Genomic DNA, 15,966 nt, shown 5'->3' with positions numbered 1-15,966 from the left:
TTTATTAATGGAAAATAAGAAAACTGAACATAAAACCTTTCCTCTACCAGACAAGAAAAAATCTAAATCCGGTATCAAAAAATGGATCAAAATTGTGTGGATTGGATTCTTTGCTGTCGTATTAGGGATCTCTGCCTTGTTTTTTGCTGTTTCTCAGGGGTTTGTCGGAGATATGCCGGATGTGAAAGAATTGGAAAATCCCGATATCTATGTTGCGTCGGAGATCTATTCTTCAGACAATGTCCTGTTAGGAAAATTTGAAAAAGAAAAGACAAAACCAGTTACTTACAAACAACTTCCACCATATTTGGTTTACGCACTTCAGGCAAAGGAAGATGAGCGTTTCAAGGAGCATTCTGGTATCGATCTAAAATCTATTCTTAGAGCTATCAGATATGGTGGGGAAAGAGGAGGAGGATCTACCATTACACAACAGTTGGCCAAACTTTTATTTACAGGAAACGCCTCTCAAAATAAAATAGAAAGAGCTTTCCAAAAACTGAAGGAATGGTGCGTTGCGGTAAGTCTTGAAAAACGTTATACTAAAGAAGAAATTGTTGCTTTATACTTCAACAAAATGGATTTCCTTTTCAATGCAAAAGGGATTGAAATGGCTTCCAGGGTTTACTTTAACAAATCTACAAATCAATTGACCTTGCCGGAAGCGGCGACTTTTGTTGCGATGCTGGAGGCACCTAGAAGAAACAACCCTTATAGAAATCCAGAAAGAGCAAAGGATAGAAGAGATGTGGTTCTGAAACAGATGTTGGAAACTGGCTACATTGATAATGCTACCTATGAAAAAGCGAAAGCAACACCAATTGTTGTGGATTTCCACGAAATCAAAACTGTAGAAGAAGGTTTTTCATCTTATTACAAATTCTATCTGAGAAAAGAAATTCAGCAATATCTGGACTCATATGAAAAAGAGACAGGTAAGGAGCTCAATCTTTATAAAAATGGTCTCAAGATCTATGTGACTTTGGATTCCAGAATGCAGAGATATGCGGAGGAAGCTATCAAAGAGCATTTGACCGATCTTCAGAGAAACTTTGATGGTGAGATGAGACGTAATCCGAATCGTCCTTATTACAATCTTTCCAAAACTCAAATCAATGATCTGATGATGTCTGCAGTTAAGAGAACAGGTCGTTACAAGCAGCTGAAAGCTGAAGGAATGCCGGAGGATTCTATTATGATGGAGTTTCATGAGCCTGTTAGAATGACCAGGTTCACTTGGCAGGGAGAAGAGGAAGTTGAGATGTCTCCTTGGGATTCTATCCGTTATCATAAACAGATCGCGCAAGCTGGTCTGATGTCTATGGAGCCGGCAACAGGAGATATCAAAGCCTGGGTCGGAGGTATCAATTGGCAGCATTTCCAATATGATCACGTAAAGCAAGGTAAGAGACAGGTGGGTTCAACTTTCAAACCATTTGTATATGCAACGGCCATTATGCATCTTGGGATGACACCTTGTTCCACAGTGTCCAATGCTTCTTATTCCAAAGGAAATTGGCATGTAAAGGGTAGTGGGGGAATGTTGACACTCAAAGATGCTTTGGCAAAATCACAAAATCCAGTTGCAATCCGATTAGCTGAAATGGCAGGAACGGAAAATGTAATCCAATTAGCAAGGGATCTGGGAGTAACAAATCCTATCGATAAACATTTGCCCATGGCTTTGGGTACTTCTGATATTACAATTTATGAAATGTTAGGGGCATTCAGTACTTTTGCTAATTTCGGAAACTATACAAAACCGGAAATGATCTGGAGAATAGAGGATGCCAACGGACGAGTGATCAAAGAAGTGAAGCCTGTCGTAAAAGAAGTTATGAATGAGATGTACGCTTACACAATGCTTGATTTGATGAAAGGTGTAACAGAATTCGGTACAGCGTCTGGAGAATTGAGACGTAGAGGGATTCCTGCAAGTGTAGAAATCGCAGGTAAAACCGGGACAACTCAGAAAAACTCAGATGGTTGGTTTGTAGGAATTGTTCCAAAACTAGCGACTGATGTTTGGGTTGGCTGGGAAGACAGGGCAACTCACTTCTGGAGTACAGGGGAAGGTCAAGGAGCTAAAATGGGATTGCCGATCTGGGCAATTTACATGAAAAAGGTTTTTGCTGACAAAGCTTTGAATATTCTTCCAGACGATAAATTCATTAAACCAGCTAACTGGACGGGAAGTTGCTCAGACCTTAATAATCTGAGAAACGGATACGGAGACGACGGGGGATTACAATCCATTGAAGAGCTCAAGAATCCTACACAGATCGTTCCGGACAAACCAGTGAAAAAAGAAGACAATTCTAATGAAGCTATTAATTCCTCGGATGATATAGACTTTAACAAATAAAATAATAATCCCATCCGCACTAAGTGAGATGGGTTTTTTGATAATGAATTTAAAAAACATTACCCACAATTTCACAAAAGTATTTCCCGGAGACTTTTCGGGGAATCTGATGCAGAGGCAAACACCGGATGTTTTGTTCAGTATAGTTGAACCTGCAGATTTTGATAAAACTGAGTTAATTGATTTTAACGAAGAATTATCAATCGAAATTGGTTTGGGGAAATTAGACAATGATAAAGATTTTTTAGCAGCTCAGGATCTTCCAGATAATATCAAAACCTATGCAACGGCATACGCAGGTCATCAGTTTGGAAATTGGGCTGGACAATTGGGAGATGGGCGAGCAATTTATGCTGGAGAAATCTCCAATGAAAATCATCAAACCGAAATCCAATGGAAAGGGGCAGGCGCAACACCATATTCCAGACATGCAGATGGAAGAGCAGTTTTACGCTCCTCGATCCGGGAATATCTGATGAGCGAGGCAATGTTTCATCTTGGCGTTCCAACAACCAGAGCCTTGGGTCTTTCGAAAACCGGAGAAGATGTGATTCGTGATATTCAATATTCCGGGAATCCACAAAAAGAGCAAGGTGCTGTTGTCGTAAGAACTGCTGAATCTTTTCTCCGTTTTGGACATTTTGAATTGTTGTCTGCTAGGAATCAAACCGATTTATTAAAACAATTAGCGGATTATACAATTGAGAATTTTTACCCGGAAATTAATTCAGAAAATAATCCGAACAAATACATTGACTGGTTCCAAGCCGTCTGTAACAGAACTTTGAAAATGATAATCGATTGGTATCGCGTTGGTTTTGTCCACGGTGTGATGAATACTGATAATATGTCGATTCTTGGACTCACGATTGATTACGGACCATTTTCGATGATGGATGGTTATGATTTGGACTTCACACCGAACACAACCGATTTACCAGGGAAACGGTATGCTTTTGGAAAGCAAGGTCAGATCTCACATTGGAATTTGGCTGCTTTTGCAAACGCTATTTTTCCTTTGATCAATGATCCCGAAATTCTTGAAAAAATCCTGGATGATTATGGAAAAAGATTCTGGACAGAGCACGATAAAATGTTAGCAGATAAGTTTGGATTCGATGAGGTTTTGCCGGAAGATGAAAGGTTCTTTACGGAATGGCAACAGCTAATGCAGGATTTGAATCTTGATCAAACATTATTTTTTCAAAGTCTTGAGAAACCAATTTCAGAAATTAATATTGATGATTTCTCCAACTCTTTTTATCGAAATCTGAGTGAAAACGAGTTGAAACGACTTTCTAATTTTATCGAAAAATATAAAGAAAGAAGATTCAAAAATAAAATCTCAGAAACAGAGTCTCTGGAATTAATGTCCAAAACAAATCCGAAATTCACTCTCAGAAATTATCTTTTGTTCGAAGCTATTCAGGATGCAGAAAATGCTGATTACAGATTGTTTTTTAAGCTAAAAGAAGCTTTGCAAAACCCTTACGAAAATCGTTTCCCGGAGTTCAATCAAAAACGTCCTTCGAAGTACGATAATCAAACAGGTTGCAGCCAGTTGTCTTGTAGTTCGTAGAAGCGATTAACATTCCATAATGATTACTTTAAAATCTTAAACCAGCCTATTTGCATCAAAATCCATCCTCTTAGACTGAGTATTGAAACTTTTACGTTGGAAGTTAAGCCATTTTGCTTAAGAAACCAGCCTATTTGGTTCGAAAACCACCCTTTTAGGCTGGAAATCCACCTTTTTTGGTTCAATGATGAGCTTTTTTGCCTGAACATTGAGCCTTTTTGCCTCGATTACTAATTTTACTTGTTCAAAATTGATTTCGAGATTTAAGTTTAAACATTATTTTTGCAGAAATATTCTAAACTTGAAAATCCTGAATAAAATCCTATCCATCTTAAAAATCGTTTTTCCTTCCACTAAAACAGAATTACTGATTTTCTTATTCTTTGTAATTCTTTATGGCGCAAACGCTTGGTTTATCGCAGAGAATTTCAGCATTATTTATGATGACAGAATCCCATGGGATGGTTATTTCAGTTTTGATAACAGAGCAATAGTTCAGACTGGCGGTGGTTTTGAAAGGCATCCTTTGTCCAATTATTTCTTTGACCAGATCAGAAATTTTGCATTATGGATCTCCGGAAATCGTTATGATTCGGTTTTCAGATTGGTTTTGGCTTTATTTTCAACATTTGTTGTGTCTTTAGCTAATGTTCAAATATTCAAATACCTGAATAACATCATTCAAATACCATTGAAAATCAGCTTGTTGATTTTAGCTTTTTACGGGTTGTTTGTGACTAATATTCTTTTGTCATTCACACCGGAAACTTATACTTATACATTGTTGTTTCTTTCGATGTTCAATTATTATTCAGCGAAGAAAATCAAAGAGGAAAAACCGATTTCTTTTGGAGCAACAATTTTCGGTTCGATCTTCATCGGTGGGTTGACGATTACAAATATTGTCAAAGTTTACATCCCGTTTTTATTTGAAAAGAAAATTTTCTGGAACTGGAAAAAAATCGGAATGGCTGTTGCAAAAATTGCGACTTCGGTTATTGTGTTTGTTTTTCTGTTTTTGCTAAGATTGAATTTTAATTTTCAAAACTTCCTAAATAAAACCGAAGAACAATATGATAAATTTTCCAAGCCGAAAGCAACTCCGCTTTGGGATATGATCTATTCTTGGTTTTTTGGAGGCAATATTCTGTTTTCCAATTACGAGATTAGAGATTACCATAACAAGGACAAAACCTTTTATTACAAAGCGCTTTTTATGGACGTTTATACATCGTTTGTTCCTTATCTTTTTATCGGAATTATTTTATTATTAATCATTTGGAGCGTTTTCAAAAATTATAAAAACAAACTGATATGGATTCTTGTGATTACATTTTTGTTTGATGTTTTGATCCATTGTGTTCTGAAATTCGGACTTCATACATCCTATATTTACGGCGGACATTTCGTGTTTGTTTATCCGTTGTTGTTGGGTTGGTTGTTTTTCAGTTATCGAGATAGGAGAACTTCCATCAGCTTGTTTTATGGATTACTTTTGATAATGACCGCTTATCTCGGCTTCAATAATTATTATCGACTGACCGAGTTCTATCAATTTTTAGAAACTTATTACAGATAAAAATGCCTTCGGAATTCTTAAGTTAAAGTATTTTTTAACACAGAAAAACAGAGCGATAAAGACGAACAGGGATCCCATAAGAATAATAGGCAGAACGTTAACATGGCCAATTATTCATTTGATAAAAAATAATAGCTTTTTGTAAGACATAAAAAAACCGGAACTGAGTCCGGTTGATATTATTTAGCTTCTACACAGAAGACCGCGTAAGGAATGACCGTCGCCGAGGGATAAATTTTTTTGATATTTTTCAGGTCATCAGAGGCGCTTTGCTTTGAGAAGTAACTTCCGGCAAGTATTTTATAGTTTGGTCTCAATGATGCATCAGTCTCAACTTTCAAGCTTCTGAAATTATTTCTGAACTCAGTTGCTATTTTTCTAGCCTCATCATTGCTTTTTACAACAACTACCTGGACCTTGAAGCCCATTATTTTTGGATTTTTTCTACAGATTTCGGCATTCGTAAGCTCTCTGTTTGCGACCAGAACCTTTGTTGGTGTTTTTGTGTGGGTGCCAGAATTTCTGTTACAGTTATCTTCAATTTTTTCCAGAGCATCATTCACACGTTCGTCCAATGCAAAAGAAAGCTCAGTTCCCGACAAAGTGTCTTTTTTTACAATGTATTGAGCATCAATTTGGTAAAAACAAAATAATGTAGAGATTATGAAAAGCTTAAGCAGATTGTTCATTTAAAATATATTTTCAGCAAATTTAAAATAAATTGAATGAAACGCAAACTCTGTTATTTAGAACGTTTACAAATTAATTATAATTGAAAAAAAGCATACGATAAGGGCTTCTTAATTTTTGTTAAAGTGTTATTTTTGCCGGATTGAATGTAAACTGAATAAATTTTACTAACCCAAGATTATATAAATGATTAGTTGGAGAAAGCATTACAAAAAGGGTCTGATAGCAATTAGTCTATTGTTGTCAACCGGCGCTTCCGTTTATGCACAAGGCGATCCGAAAAAGGGACAGGAGCTGTTTAAGGCTAACTGTACAGCTTGTCACGCATTGGATAAAAAAGTTGTAGGGCCTGCACTTGGCGGTGTTGTTGAGAAAGTTAAAAAAGATGGTCAAGATGTTGACTGGCTTCACAAATGGATCAGTAACAACGAAAAACTTAGAGCGTCAGGCGATGCATACGCAAACAAGATCTACGAAGAAAATGGAAAGGTTGCGATGCAGGTATTCGAAGGGAAACTTTCCGATCAGGATATCGATGATATCTTAGAATATACAACTAATCCCCCAAAAGAAGAGCCTGTTGCAGATGATAAGGCAGAAAGCGCTGATGTCAATAGTACTGCTGCAATTGAAGCTCAAAAGGCCCAACAGCTGAACTCCAAAATTGTAGTTGCCGCTCTAATTGCAATTGCTGGTTTATTGTTGTGGTTGTTACTTAAGATCCGTCAATTAGTTAAACTGCAACAGACTCCGGAATTATCAGAACTTAATTCAACAAGACTTACTTCTTTCTCAGAATTGTATGAAAAGTACAGTTATGTAGGAAAAGGACTTGTTGGTCTGCTAGCTGTATTCGCTTTATATGGTGTTTGGAACTGGTTGATGTGGGTCGGGGTTTACAAAGGATATGCTCCAGAACAGCCAATCTATTTCTCTCACAAGATCCACGCTGGCGAAAACAAGATCGACTGTCAGCTTTGTCACTCAGGTGCTAAGTATGGTAAAGTTTCCGAAATTCCGTCTCTTAACGTTTGTATGAACTGTCACCGCTCTATTTCTGAATATAAAGGGAAATATATCGAGCCAGGAAAAGATAGAGACTTCTATACGGGAGAAATCAAAAAGATCTATGCTCACGTAGGATGGGATGAAGATAAGCAGGCTTATACTGGGAAAACTGAACCTGTTGAGTGGACAAGGATTCACAATATGCCAGATTTCGTATATTTCAACCACTCTCAACACGTTGTTGCTGGTGAGCAGGCAATCATTAACGGATTCAATGCTAAGCAGAAAGATGCGGCTAACAAGATCGATGTTGTTTGTAAAGCTTGTCACGGTAAGATTGATACAATGAACGTAGTTCAAATGGCTAATAACTTCACAATGGGATGGTGTATAGATTGTCACAGAACTACCGAGGTGGATATGAACAACGGTTATAATAAAGAATACTTCAAAAATCTGCATGATAAGTTGAAAAAACAATATGGTGAAGGAAGCAAGATCACTGTAGATGCGATTGGAGGTCTTGAGTGTGGTAAATGTCATTATTAATAACAAAAATTAGAAGTATAAATGGCTTCAAATAAAATACAATTCAGAAGTATTCACGAACTAAAAGACCCAACTTTGAATGGAAAGTTGGCTGCTAAAGAGTTCCAGAATGAAATTCCGGTTGAAGAGTTCTTAGATGATTCTAATAATTCAGGAACTTCTCGTAGGGATTTCCTTAAGTTATTAGGTTTCTCTACAGCTGCTGTCACATTGGCAGCGTGTGAAGCTCCGGTTCTTAAAACGATTCCTTATGTTGTAAAACCTCACGATATCATTCCTGGTATTCCGAATTTTTACGCATCTTCATATTTTGACGGTTTCGATTTCTCTAGTGTTTTGGTTAAAACAAGAGAAGGTCGTCCTATCAGAATCGACCCTAACCCAGCAGCTGGTTCATTAGGGACAACTAATGCAAGAGCTCAGGCTAGTGTTCTTTCTCTTTATGATAATGATAAAGTGAAAAAACCAGCTTTGAACGGAGAGGAGCAAGATGATTTCAATAAAGTTGATGATTTTGTACTGAAAGGTTTGACAGAATCTCAGGCTGGTGGTAAAAAGATTGTAGTATTATCTCACTCTTTCCCAAGCCCAACTTTCAAAAAGTTATTTGCTGATTTCAAAACAAAATATCCTTCTGCTGAATTAATCACTTACGATGCATATCCTCACGCTGCGGCTTTGGATGCAGCACAGGAAGTTTTCGGACAAAGAGCTTTGCCGGTTTATGATTTGAGTTCAAGTCAGTTGGTGGTTTCTTTCAATGCGGATTTCTTAGGAGACTATAACGGAGGAAGTCTGGAAGTTTCTTACGCTGCAGCTAGAAAACCTGGGGAAACTATGTTGAGACATATTCAGGTTGAATCTAATATGAGTTTAACAGGAGCGAACTCTGATACAAGATACAAACTTAAGCCAAGTGCTGTTTTCAAAACTTTAATCGAGGTTTACAATGGTCTTAACGGTGGAACTTCTGATAAAGTTGCTTCTGCAATTGTTAAAGAACTTCAAGCTAAAGGCGACAAAGCTGTTGTTTTTGCAGACGGTTCAAAAGCAGCTTATGTTTTAGCACATTTGATCAATCAAAAATTAGGATCTAAAGCTTTCACTGGTAAAGCTAATTTCCTTAAAGAATATGATAATGCGAGATTCAACGAGTTTGTTTCTTGGTTGAATGGAGGACAAGTTGGTGTTTTGATTACCAATAATGTGAACCCGGTTTACTCTCACGCAAAAGGAGAATCACTTAAAGCGGCTTTTGCAAAAGTTCCTTATTCTGTAGCAATTGTAGATAAGAAGAACGATATGTACAAAGCTTCTAAAGCAGTGATTCCTAATACACACTGGTTAGAATCTTGGGGAGATATCACTCCGGAAACAGGTGCATACTCTTTGATGCAGCCTACTATTCAGAAGATCTATACTTCCAGACAAGTTGAAGAATCTTTATTAGTTTGGATCAACGGTAAGAATAGTCCAGCTAATAATTATTATAATTATCTAAAAGCAAACGCCTTACTTCTTAATGGAGGTCTTTCTTTCAACAAAAACCTTTACAATGGTTTCACGAATGGAGGTCTTTCAATGGGATTGAGTTATTCTGGAGGAAATGCAGCTCAGGCTGTTGCAGAATTATCAGCATTCAAAAATGTTGAATTCGAATTACAACTTTACACCAAACCAGGTATCGGTGACGGAACACAATCCAACAACCCTTGGTTGATGGAGCTTCCAGACCCGATCTCTAGATTGTCTTGGGATAACTACTTGACAATTTCTCCAAAAGATGCTAAAACACTTGATATTGAGAATAGCCTTAATGCAAGAATGCAATTGGACGGAGATACTGTTAAATTGACAGTAAACGGAGTTACTCTTGAAAATGTCCCAGTATTTATTCAGCCAGGTCAAGCAGAAGGTTCATTAGGATTGGCGCTTGGTTATGGTAAAAAAGATTCTGGTAAAGTTGCTGAAACAGGAATCAACGCATATCCATTATTCGACGGTTACAATACAGTTATTTCTAATGTTAAAATTGAAAAAACTGGAGAAACTCACGAATTTGCAGGTATGCAGCTTCAAAATACACTAATGGGTCGTTATGAGATCGCTAAAGAGGTTTCTTTAGAGGATTTCATTAATAAGCCTGTTGATGACTGGAATGCACCTTTAAAAATGCATACGATTGGAGGCGAACTTCCAATCGGGAAAATCGACCTTTGGGATTCTTTTGATGACACAGATGGCCCTCACTTTAACTTATCAGTTGACCTTAACTCTTGTACTGGTTGTGGAGCTTGTGTTATAGCTTGTCAAGCGGAAAACAATGTTCCTGTTGTTGGAAAAGAAGAGATTAGGATGTCTAGAGATATGTATTGGTTAAGAATTGACCGTTACTATTCTACTGAACAAAAGGTTGAAGTTTACGAAGGTCTTAAAGAAGGAATGGCGGTTCCAGAACTTTACGGTAGTAGTCTTCTAGGAATTGAAGGAGCATTGGAAAATGCTGCTGATAATCCAGACGTGATCTTCCAGCCGGTAATGTGTCAGCACTGTAACCACGCACCTTGTGAAACAGTTTGTCCGGTTGCTGCAACATCTCACGGTAAGCAAGGTCAAAACCAAATGGCTTACAACAGATGTATCGGTACCAGATATTGTGCAAACAACTGTCCTTACAAAGTAAGAAGATTCAACTGGTTCAACTATGCGTTGAATGACAAGTTCGATTTCAATATGAACAATGATTTGGGAAGAATGGTTCTTAACCCAGATGTTGTAACAAGAACAAGAGGGGTAATGGAGAAATGTTCTCTTTGTATCCAAGAAACTCAGTTAACGATCCTGAATGCCAAGAAAGATGGTAGAAGAGTGACTGATGCAGAGTTCCAAGCATCTTGTGCTTGTGCTGCAGCTTGTTCTACAGGCGCTATGAAATTCGGAGATATGAATGACGTAGATTCTGAAGTTAGAAGCTTGTTCAACGGAAATAGAAAATATACTTTGCTTGAAGAGATTGGTACAAAACCAAACGTATTCTATCACGCAAAAATCAGAAACAGAAAAGAAGAGAAAAACGTTTAAATAATAAATAGGTAAAAAATGTCAGGACATTACGAAGCTCCGATAAGGGAACCTTTAATTATTGGTCATAAGACTTATCACGATATTACAGAAGATATCGCAAGACCTATCGAAGAACGTGCAGGTAAATTATGGTGGGCATCTTTGTATGCGGCTTTAATTCTGTTCGTTTATGGATTTGGTTGTATCGCTTACACAATCGGAACCGGTATCGGTGCGTGGGGACTTAACAGAACTATCAACTGGGGTTGGGATATTACCAATTTCGTATGGTGGGTAGGTATTGGTCACGCAGGAACATTGATTTCCGCTGTACTATTATTATTTAGACAAAGATGGAGAATGTCTGTTAACCGTTCTGCAGAAGCGATGACCATCTTCGCAGTTTGTCAGGCAGCTATCTTCCCGGTAATTCACATGGGTAGAGTTTGGGTTGGATATTGGGTTTTCCCATTGCCAAACCAGTTTGGTACACTTTGGACTAACTTTAACTCTCCGCTACTTTGGGACGTATTTGCAATCTCGACCTATTTCTCTGTATCAGTAGTATTCTGGTTTATGGGATTGATTCCTGACTTTGCCATGATTAGAGATAGAGCAAAGACTCCATTTAATAAAAAGATCTATACACTTCTTGCATTCGGATGGGGTGGAAAAGCAAAACACTGGCAAAGATTCGAAGAACTATCTTTGGTTCTTGCAGGTTTGGCAACACCACTTGTATTCTCGGTACACACAACCGTATCATTTGACTTTGCTACGTCGGTAATCAAAGGATGGCACTCAACAATCTATCCTCCTTACTTCGTTGCTGGTGCGATTTTCTCTGGATTTGCGATGGTACAGACACTATTGTTGGTAGCAAGAAAAGTTTGTCACTTAGAAGATTATATCACAATGTACCACATCGAGATTATGAACATCGTAATCGTTGTAACAGGTGGTATGGTAACTGTAGCTTACGCAACTGAATATTTCATCGGATGGTATTCTGGTTCAAGATTCGAAGATTTTACTTATCTTTCTCCAGGCGCTGCTGTTGGACCTTATTGGTGGGCATTCTGGGCATTGATCATCTGTAACTTGGTTGTACCGGCAGCATTCTGGTTCAAAAAAGTTAGAACTAATATCTTCTGGACTTTCATTATTGCATTGATCATTAACATCGGTATGTGGTTTGAGCGTTTTGATATTATTGTTATCAACTTGTCAAGAGATTATTTACCATCATCTTGGACAATGTTTAAACCAACTATTATTGACGTTGGTGTATATCTTGGAACAATTGGTTTCTTCTCAGTATTATTCCTTTTGTATGCAAGAACATTCCCTGTAATTGCACAGGCAGAATTGAAGAGTATTTTGAAAATTTCCGGTGAAACTTATAAAGCAAAAGAAGGAGATGAGCACCACTAAGATTATATATGGACTTTACGGCGACGACGATGATCTAATGCACGGCGTTAAAGCCTTTAATGACACTAGTATAAAAATTAACGAAGTTTATACACCATTCCCGGTTCACGGACTAGACAAAGCTCTTGGTTTAAAGAAAACCAGAATTTCTGACGCTGCATTTATCTATGCTTGCTATGGTGTTACAATCGGGATTACTCTGACCGCTTATATTATGAATCACGACTGGCCACAAAATATTGGAGGTAAGCCTTCTTTTGACTGGTTGCACAATATGCCGGCTTTCTTGGACCCAATGTTTGAATTGATGGTTTTCTGTTCTGCTCACTTGATGTCATTGACTTTCCTTGTAAGAAATAAAATGTATCCGGGAGCAAAACCTCAGAATCCAGACCCAAGAACTACGGATGACAAATTTATGATGGAGTTTATTGCTAAAGATGATCAAGAATTGGATTTTATTAAGCAAAAACTTATTGATACAGGTGTTGAAGAAATAACAGTTAAAGATGCTTAAGATGAAGAATAGTATATTAAAATTGACTGCGATCTTTGGTTTAACAACTGTTTTACTGAATTCTTGCGGTGGCCCAAAAGATAACCCGCCTTTGGTATATTTTCCAGATATGTATTTTCCTGTAGCTTATGATCCATTGATGAAAGCTAAAGATGCATATTCTGATCACGAAAATGAAATTCCTGCTTTTGTAGCTCGTAATGGAGCAACTGGACTTTCTCCTGTAGAAGGAACTGTTCCTCAAAACAAGGACGGAATTGTAAGTGAAGAAACTCTGCCTAAAAATGTTGATGAATATAACGCAGGATATGATGCTTCAAAATTGGTAACAGCTTCTCCTTTAAAACCTGAGAATCTTGAGAAAGATTTGGCAAGAGGGAAAGTATTGTTCGACCATACTTGTTCTGCTTGTCACGGTACAGGAGGTGATGGACAAGGACCAATTGTAAAAAGTGGTGCTTATTCTGGAGTTCCTAATTATGCAGATAGAGATATTACAATCGGTTCAATCCATTATGTTTTGACCAACGGTAGAAACGCAATGGGTTCATACGCAGGACAATTGAATGTGGGAGATAGATGGAGAGTGGCTTTATATGTCTACAATACTTTTAAAGCACCAACTGCTACAGCAGCTCCGGCCGCTGCAACTCCAGCTACGACAGAGAAAACTACCACTGCTCCTGCAGCAGCTGAAGCTAAAACCAATGCTAAATAAAAAAATAGAAAATGTATAGTTTTTCACCTAAATTAAGATTATATTCAATTATACTCATTGTTGTAGGAGTTGCTTTATTCGGTATTGGTTATGCACTTAACCATGGATTGGATGATACGGCAATCTCCCATTGGATGGAGTCAGTTCACTCAAAAGGACACGAAGCTCCTTCACATTCAAGCGAATTGGTTGGTCCACAAGACCACGAAGCGCATTTGGAACACGCTAAGCATCAGATTCATAATCAGCCGTTGGCAGCAATCCATACATTTGCGGTTTTCGCTTTTGGAATCAGCTGTTGTGCATTATTCTTTTACAGTATTCAGCATGCTGCACATGCGGGCTGGTCTATTATTGTAACAAGAGTTATGGAAGCTATCGCTTCATTCATCCCTTACGGAGGAGCTCTTTTAGTTATAATTATGTTACTGAATATTTCAGGATACGGGCACCTTTTTCATTGGATGGACCCAGAATTGACAGACCCGAATTCCCCAGAATTTGATGTGATATTATTCGAAAAGAAAAGATTTTTAAACATTCCTTTCTATGCTATCAGAACATTTATTTATGTTGTAGGAGCGTCTTTCTTCGTTTGGAAACTGAAAAGTATTTCTAAGAAAGTTGATGAGAACAAAGGAGACAGAAAAATCTACGCAAGTTTGTACAGCTGGAGCGTTGGTTACATTGCATTCTTCGGATTTGCATCTGCAGCTTGGGCTTGGGATTGGTTGATGTCAATTGACCCACACTGGTATTCTACACTTTATATCTGGTACTCAATGGTGAGTTGTTTATCAACTTCTATTGCGGTAATGATCATTATCAGTGTCTATCTTAAGAAAAAAGGAGTTTATCCTCAGTTCAACAATAACCATCTTCACGACCTAGGTAAATTCTTATTTGCTACAAGTATGTTGTGGTCTTACCTTTGGTTCTGTCAATTTATGCTTTATTGGTATGCGAACGTTCCGGAAGAGGTTAACTATTTCTTTGGTAGATTCGAATATTATGCACCGACTTTCTTACCAATGTTGATCATTAATTTCCTTGCTCCGCTATTGGTTTTAGTAAGTAGTAGCATCAAGAGGAATTATAAAGTGGTAACGTTTATGGCTTGTGTTGTAATCATCGGTCACGCAGTGGATTATTTCAATATGGTAATGCCGGGAACAGTCGGTCCTTATTGGAACAATGCTTCAAACGCATTATTAGTTTTAGGTTCATTTGTTTTCGTAATTGGTTTGTTTACATTCACAGTGATGACAGCTTTATCAAAACTGAAATTAATGCCAACTGGAAACCCATTCTTCCACGAATCAGAGATTTACGAATATCCATTCTAATTAATTTTAGATCTGAAAATATAAACCCAGCAGCAATGTTGGGTTTTTTTATTAATTTTAAAAAAACAAAAGACAAATGATTCATAAGATCCCAATCGAAAATATACTTTTCCTCGACATTGAAACAGTTCCTCAAATTGATACTTGGAACAACCTGGATTCTACAACACAATACCTTTGGGATAAGAAAACTAAGTCTCAAAGAAAGGAAGAAATCGAAGCTTCAGAGTTCTATGAACAAAGAGCTGGAATTATGGCAGAATTTGGGATGATCATCTGCATTTCTATTGGAATGGTTGATAGCAATTCCGGAAGACTTAAAATCAAAACCTTTTCGGGAAAAGAGAAGGATTTGTTGATTTCATTTTGTGAACTCTTCAATAATCCTCGATTAAATAATGTCATACTTTGTGCGCACAATGGTAAAGAATTCGATTTTCCCTATATTGCGAGGCGGCTTTTAATTCACGGAATTCAACCGCCGATCCCGTTTCAGATGTTTGGAAAAAAGCCTTGGGAAATTCCTCACATCGATACGATGGAACTTTGGAAATTCGGAGATTGGAAAAGTTATGTTTCGCTGGAATTATTGGCCCATATCTTCGGAATTCCCACTCCCAAAGATGATATCGACGGAAGTATGGTGGCCGATATATACTACAAGGACGGCGATATAGACAGAATCATTCATTATTGTGAAAAAGATGTCTTAACTTTGGCAAATATTTTCAGACGGATGCGTCAGGAAGATTTATTAAAAAGATTAGATTAAAAATGAAATATACAGACGACCAAATTGCTGATATTGGTGAAGAAATAATTAAAGAACTTAAAACGGTTTTTGACCCTGAAATTCCGGTTGATATTTATGAATTAGGGTTGGTTTACGATGTACAGATTTCTGATGAAGGTGAAGTTCTCGTGATAATGACCTTAACTTCTCCGAATTGTCCGGTTGCAGAAACCCTTCCGGTAGAAGTAGAGGATAAAGTAAGAGGAGTAGAAGGTGTGAAATCCGCAAAAATCGAACTTACTTTTGAACCGACCTGGACCAAAGAAATGATGAGTGAAGAAGCCAAGTTTGAACTTGGTATGTTATAAAAATAAATCCTGCAATT

12 protein-coding genes are annotated in these 15,966 nt (G+C 37.5%); 11 read left to right on the top strand and 1 reads right to left on the bottom strand.

What is annotated here, in order from left to right:
• Nucleotides 1-7: 7 nt before the first annotated feature.
• From BLT30_RS10730 to BLT30_RS10715, 3 genes are all read left to right on the top strand, one after another.
• Nucleotides 8-2,365: a penicillin-binding protein 1A gene (locus BLT30_RS10730; RefSeq protein ID WP_089873525.1), complete on the top strand. Its 2,358-nt coding sequence runs from the start codon at nucleotides 8-10 to the stop codon at nucleotides 2,363-2,365.
• A 43-nt stretch (nucleotides 2,366-2,408) separates the two neighbouring features.
• The gene (locus BLT30_RS10725; protein WP_089873524.1) at nucleotides 2,409-3,944 is read left to right on the top strand and encodes a protein adenylyltransferase SelO; all 1,536 of its coding nucleotides are present in this window, start codon (nucleotides 2,409-2,411) and stop codon (nucleotides 3,942-3,944) included.
• A gap of 301 nt (nucleotides 3,945-4,245) precedes the next feature.
• Nucleotides 4,246-5,523 (top strand): DUF6080 domain-containing protein, encoded by a 1,278-nt coding sequence (locus BLT30_RS10715; protein WP_245707163.1) that lies wholly within the window; start codon nucleotides 4,246-4,248, stop codon nucleotides 5,521-5,523.
• A 179-nt stretch (nucleotides 5,524-5,702) separates the two neighbouring features.
• Here the strand turns inward: BLT30_RS10715 and BLT30_RS10710 are convergent, their stop codons facing one another.
• Nucleotides 5,703-6,212 (bottom strand): SPOR domain-containing protein, encoded by a 510-nt coding sequence (locus BLT30_RS10710; protein WP_089873522.1) that lies wholly within the window; start codon nucleotides 6,210-6,212, stop codon nucleotides 5,703-5,705.
• Between the two features lie 187 nt (nucleotides 6,213-6,399).
• Between BLT30_RS10710 and BLT30_RS10705 the strand changes: the two genes are divergently transcribed.
• From BLT30_RS10705 to BLT30_RS10670, 8 genes are all read left to right on the top strand, one after another.
• Nucleotides 6,400-7,770 (top strand): c-type cytochrome, encoded by a 1,371-nt coding sequence (locus tag BLT30_RS10705; RefSeq protein WP_089873521.1) that lies wholly within the window; start codon nucleotides 6,400-6,402, stop codon nucleotides 7,768-7,770.
• A 21-nt stretch (nucleotides 7,771-7,791) separates the two neighbouring features.
• Nucleotides 7,792-10,851: a TAT-variant-translocated molybdopterin oxidoreductase gene (locus BLT30_RS10700; protein ID WP_089873520.1), complete on the top strand. Its 3,060-nt coding sequence runs from the start codon at nucleotides 7,792-7,794 to the stop codon at nucleotides 10,849-10,851.
• A gap of 18 nt (nucleotides 10,852-10,869) precedes the next feature.
• Nucleotides 10,870-12,267, top strand: a complete 1,398-nt coding sequence (gene nrfD, locus BLT30_RS10695) for an NrfD/PsrC family molybdoenzyme membrane anchor subunit (protein ID WP_027383084.1) — start codon at nucleotides 10,870-10,872, stop codon at nucleotides 12,265-12,267.
• Nucleotides 12,254-12,784: a DUF3341 domain-containing protein gene (locus BLT30_RS10690; protein WP_089873519.1), complete on the top strand. Its 531-nt coding sequence runs from the start codon at nucleotides 12,254-12,256 to the stop codon at nucleotides 12,782-12,784. Before nrfD ends, BLT30_RS10690 begins: the two co-directional genes overlap by 14 nt.
• Nucleotides 12,777-13,502: a c-type cytochrome gene (locus BLT30_RS10685; RefSeq protein ID WP_089873518.1), complete on the top strand. Its 726-nt coding sequence runs from the start codon at nucleotides 12,777-12,779 to the stop codon at nucleotides 13,500-13,502. Before BLT30_RS10690 ends, BLT30_RS10685 begins: the two co-directional genes overlap by 8 nt.
• Before the next feature lie 11 nt (nucleotides 13,503-13,513).
• Complete coding sequence (locus BLT30_RS10680; protein ID WP_089873517.1) at nucleotides 13,514-14,848, top strand: quinol:cytochrome C oxidoreductase; 1,335 nt, start codon at nucleotides 13,514-13,516, stop codon at nucleotides 14,846-14,848.
• Between the two features lie 76 nt (nucleotides 14,849-14,924).
• Nucleotides 14,925-15,620 (top strand): 3'-5' exonuclease, encoded by a 696-nt coding sequence (locus tag BLT30_RS10675; protein WP_089873516.1) that lies wholly within the window; start codon nucleotides 14,925-14,927, stop codon nucleotides 15,618-15,620.
• 2 nt (nucleotides 15,621-15,622) lie between these two features.
• Nucleotides 15,623-15,949, top strand: coding sequence for an SUF system Fe-S cluster assembly protein (locus BLT30_RS10670; RefSeq protein WP_027383088.1), 327 nt, complete (start codon nucleotides 15,623-15,625; stop codon nucleotides 15,947-15,949).
• Nucleotides 15,950-15,966 lie beyond the last annotated feature (17 nt).

Origin of the sequence: Epilithonimonas hungarica, assembly GCF_900102265.1 — a bacterium.
Lineage (GTDB): Bacteria > Bacteroidota > Bacteroidia > Flavobacteriales > Weeksellaceae > Epilithonimonas > Epilithonimonas hungarica.
This window is presented reverse-complemented; position numbering and strand designations above follow the sequence as displayed.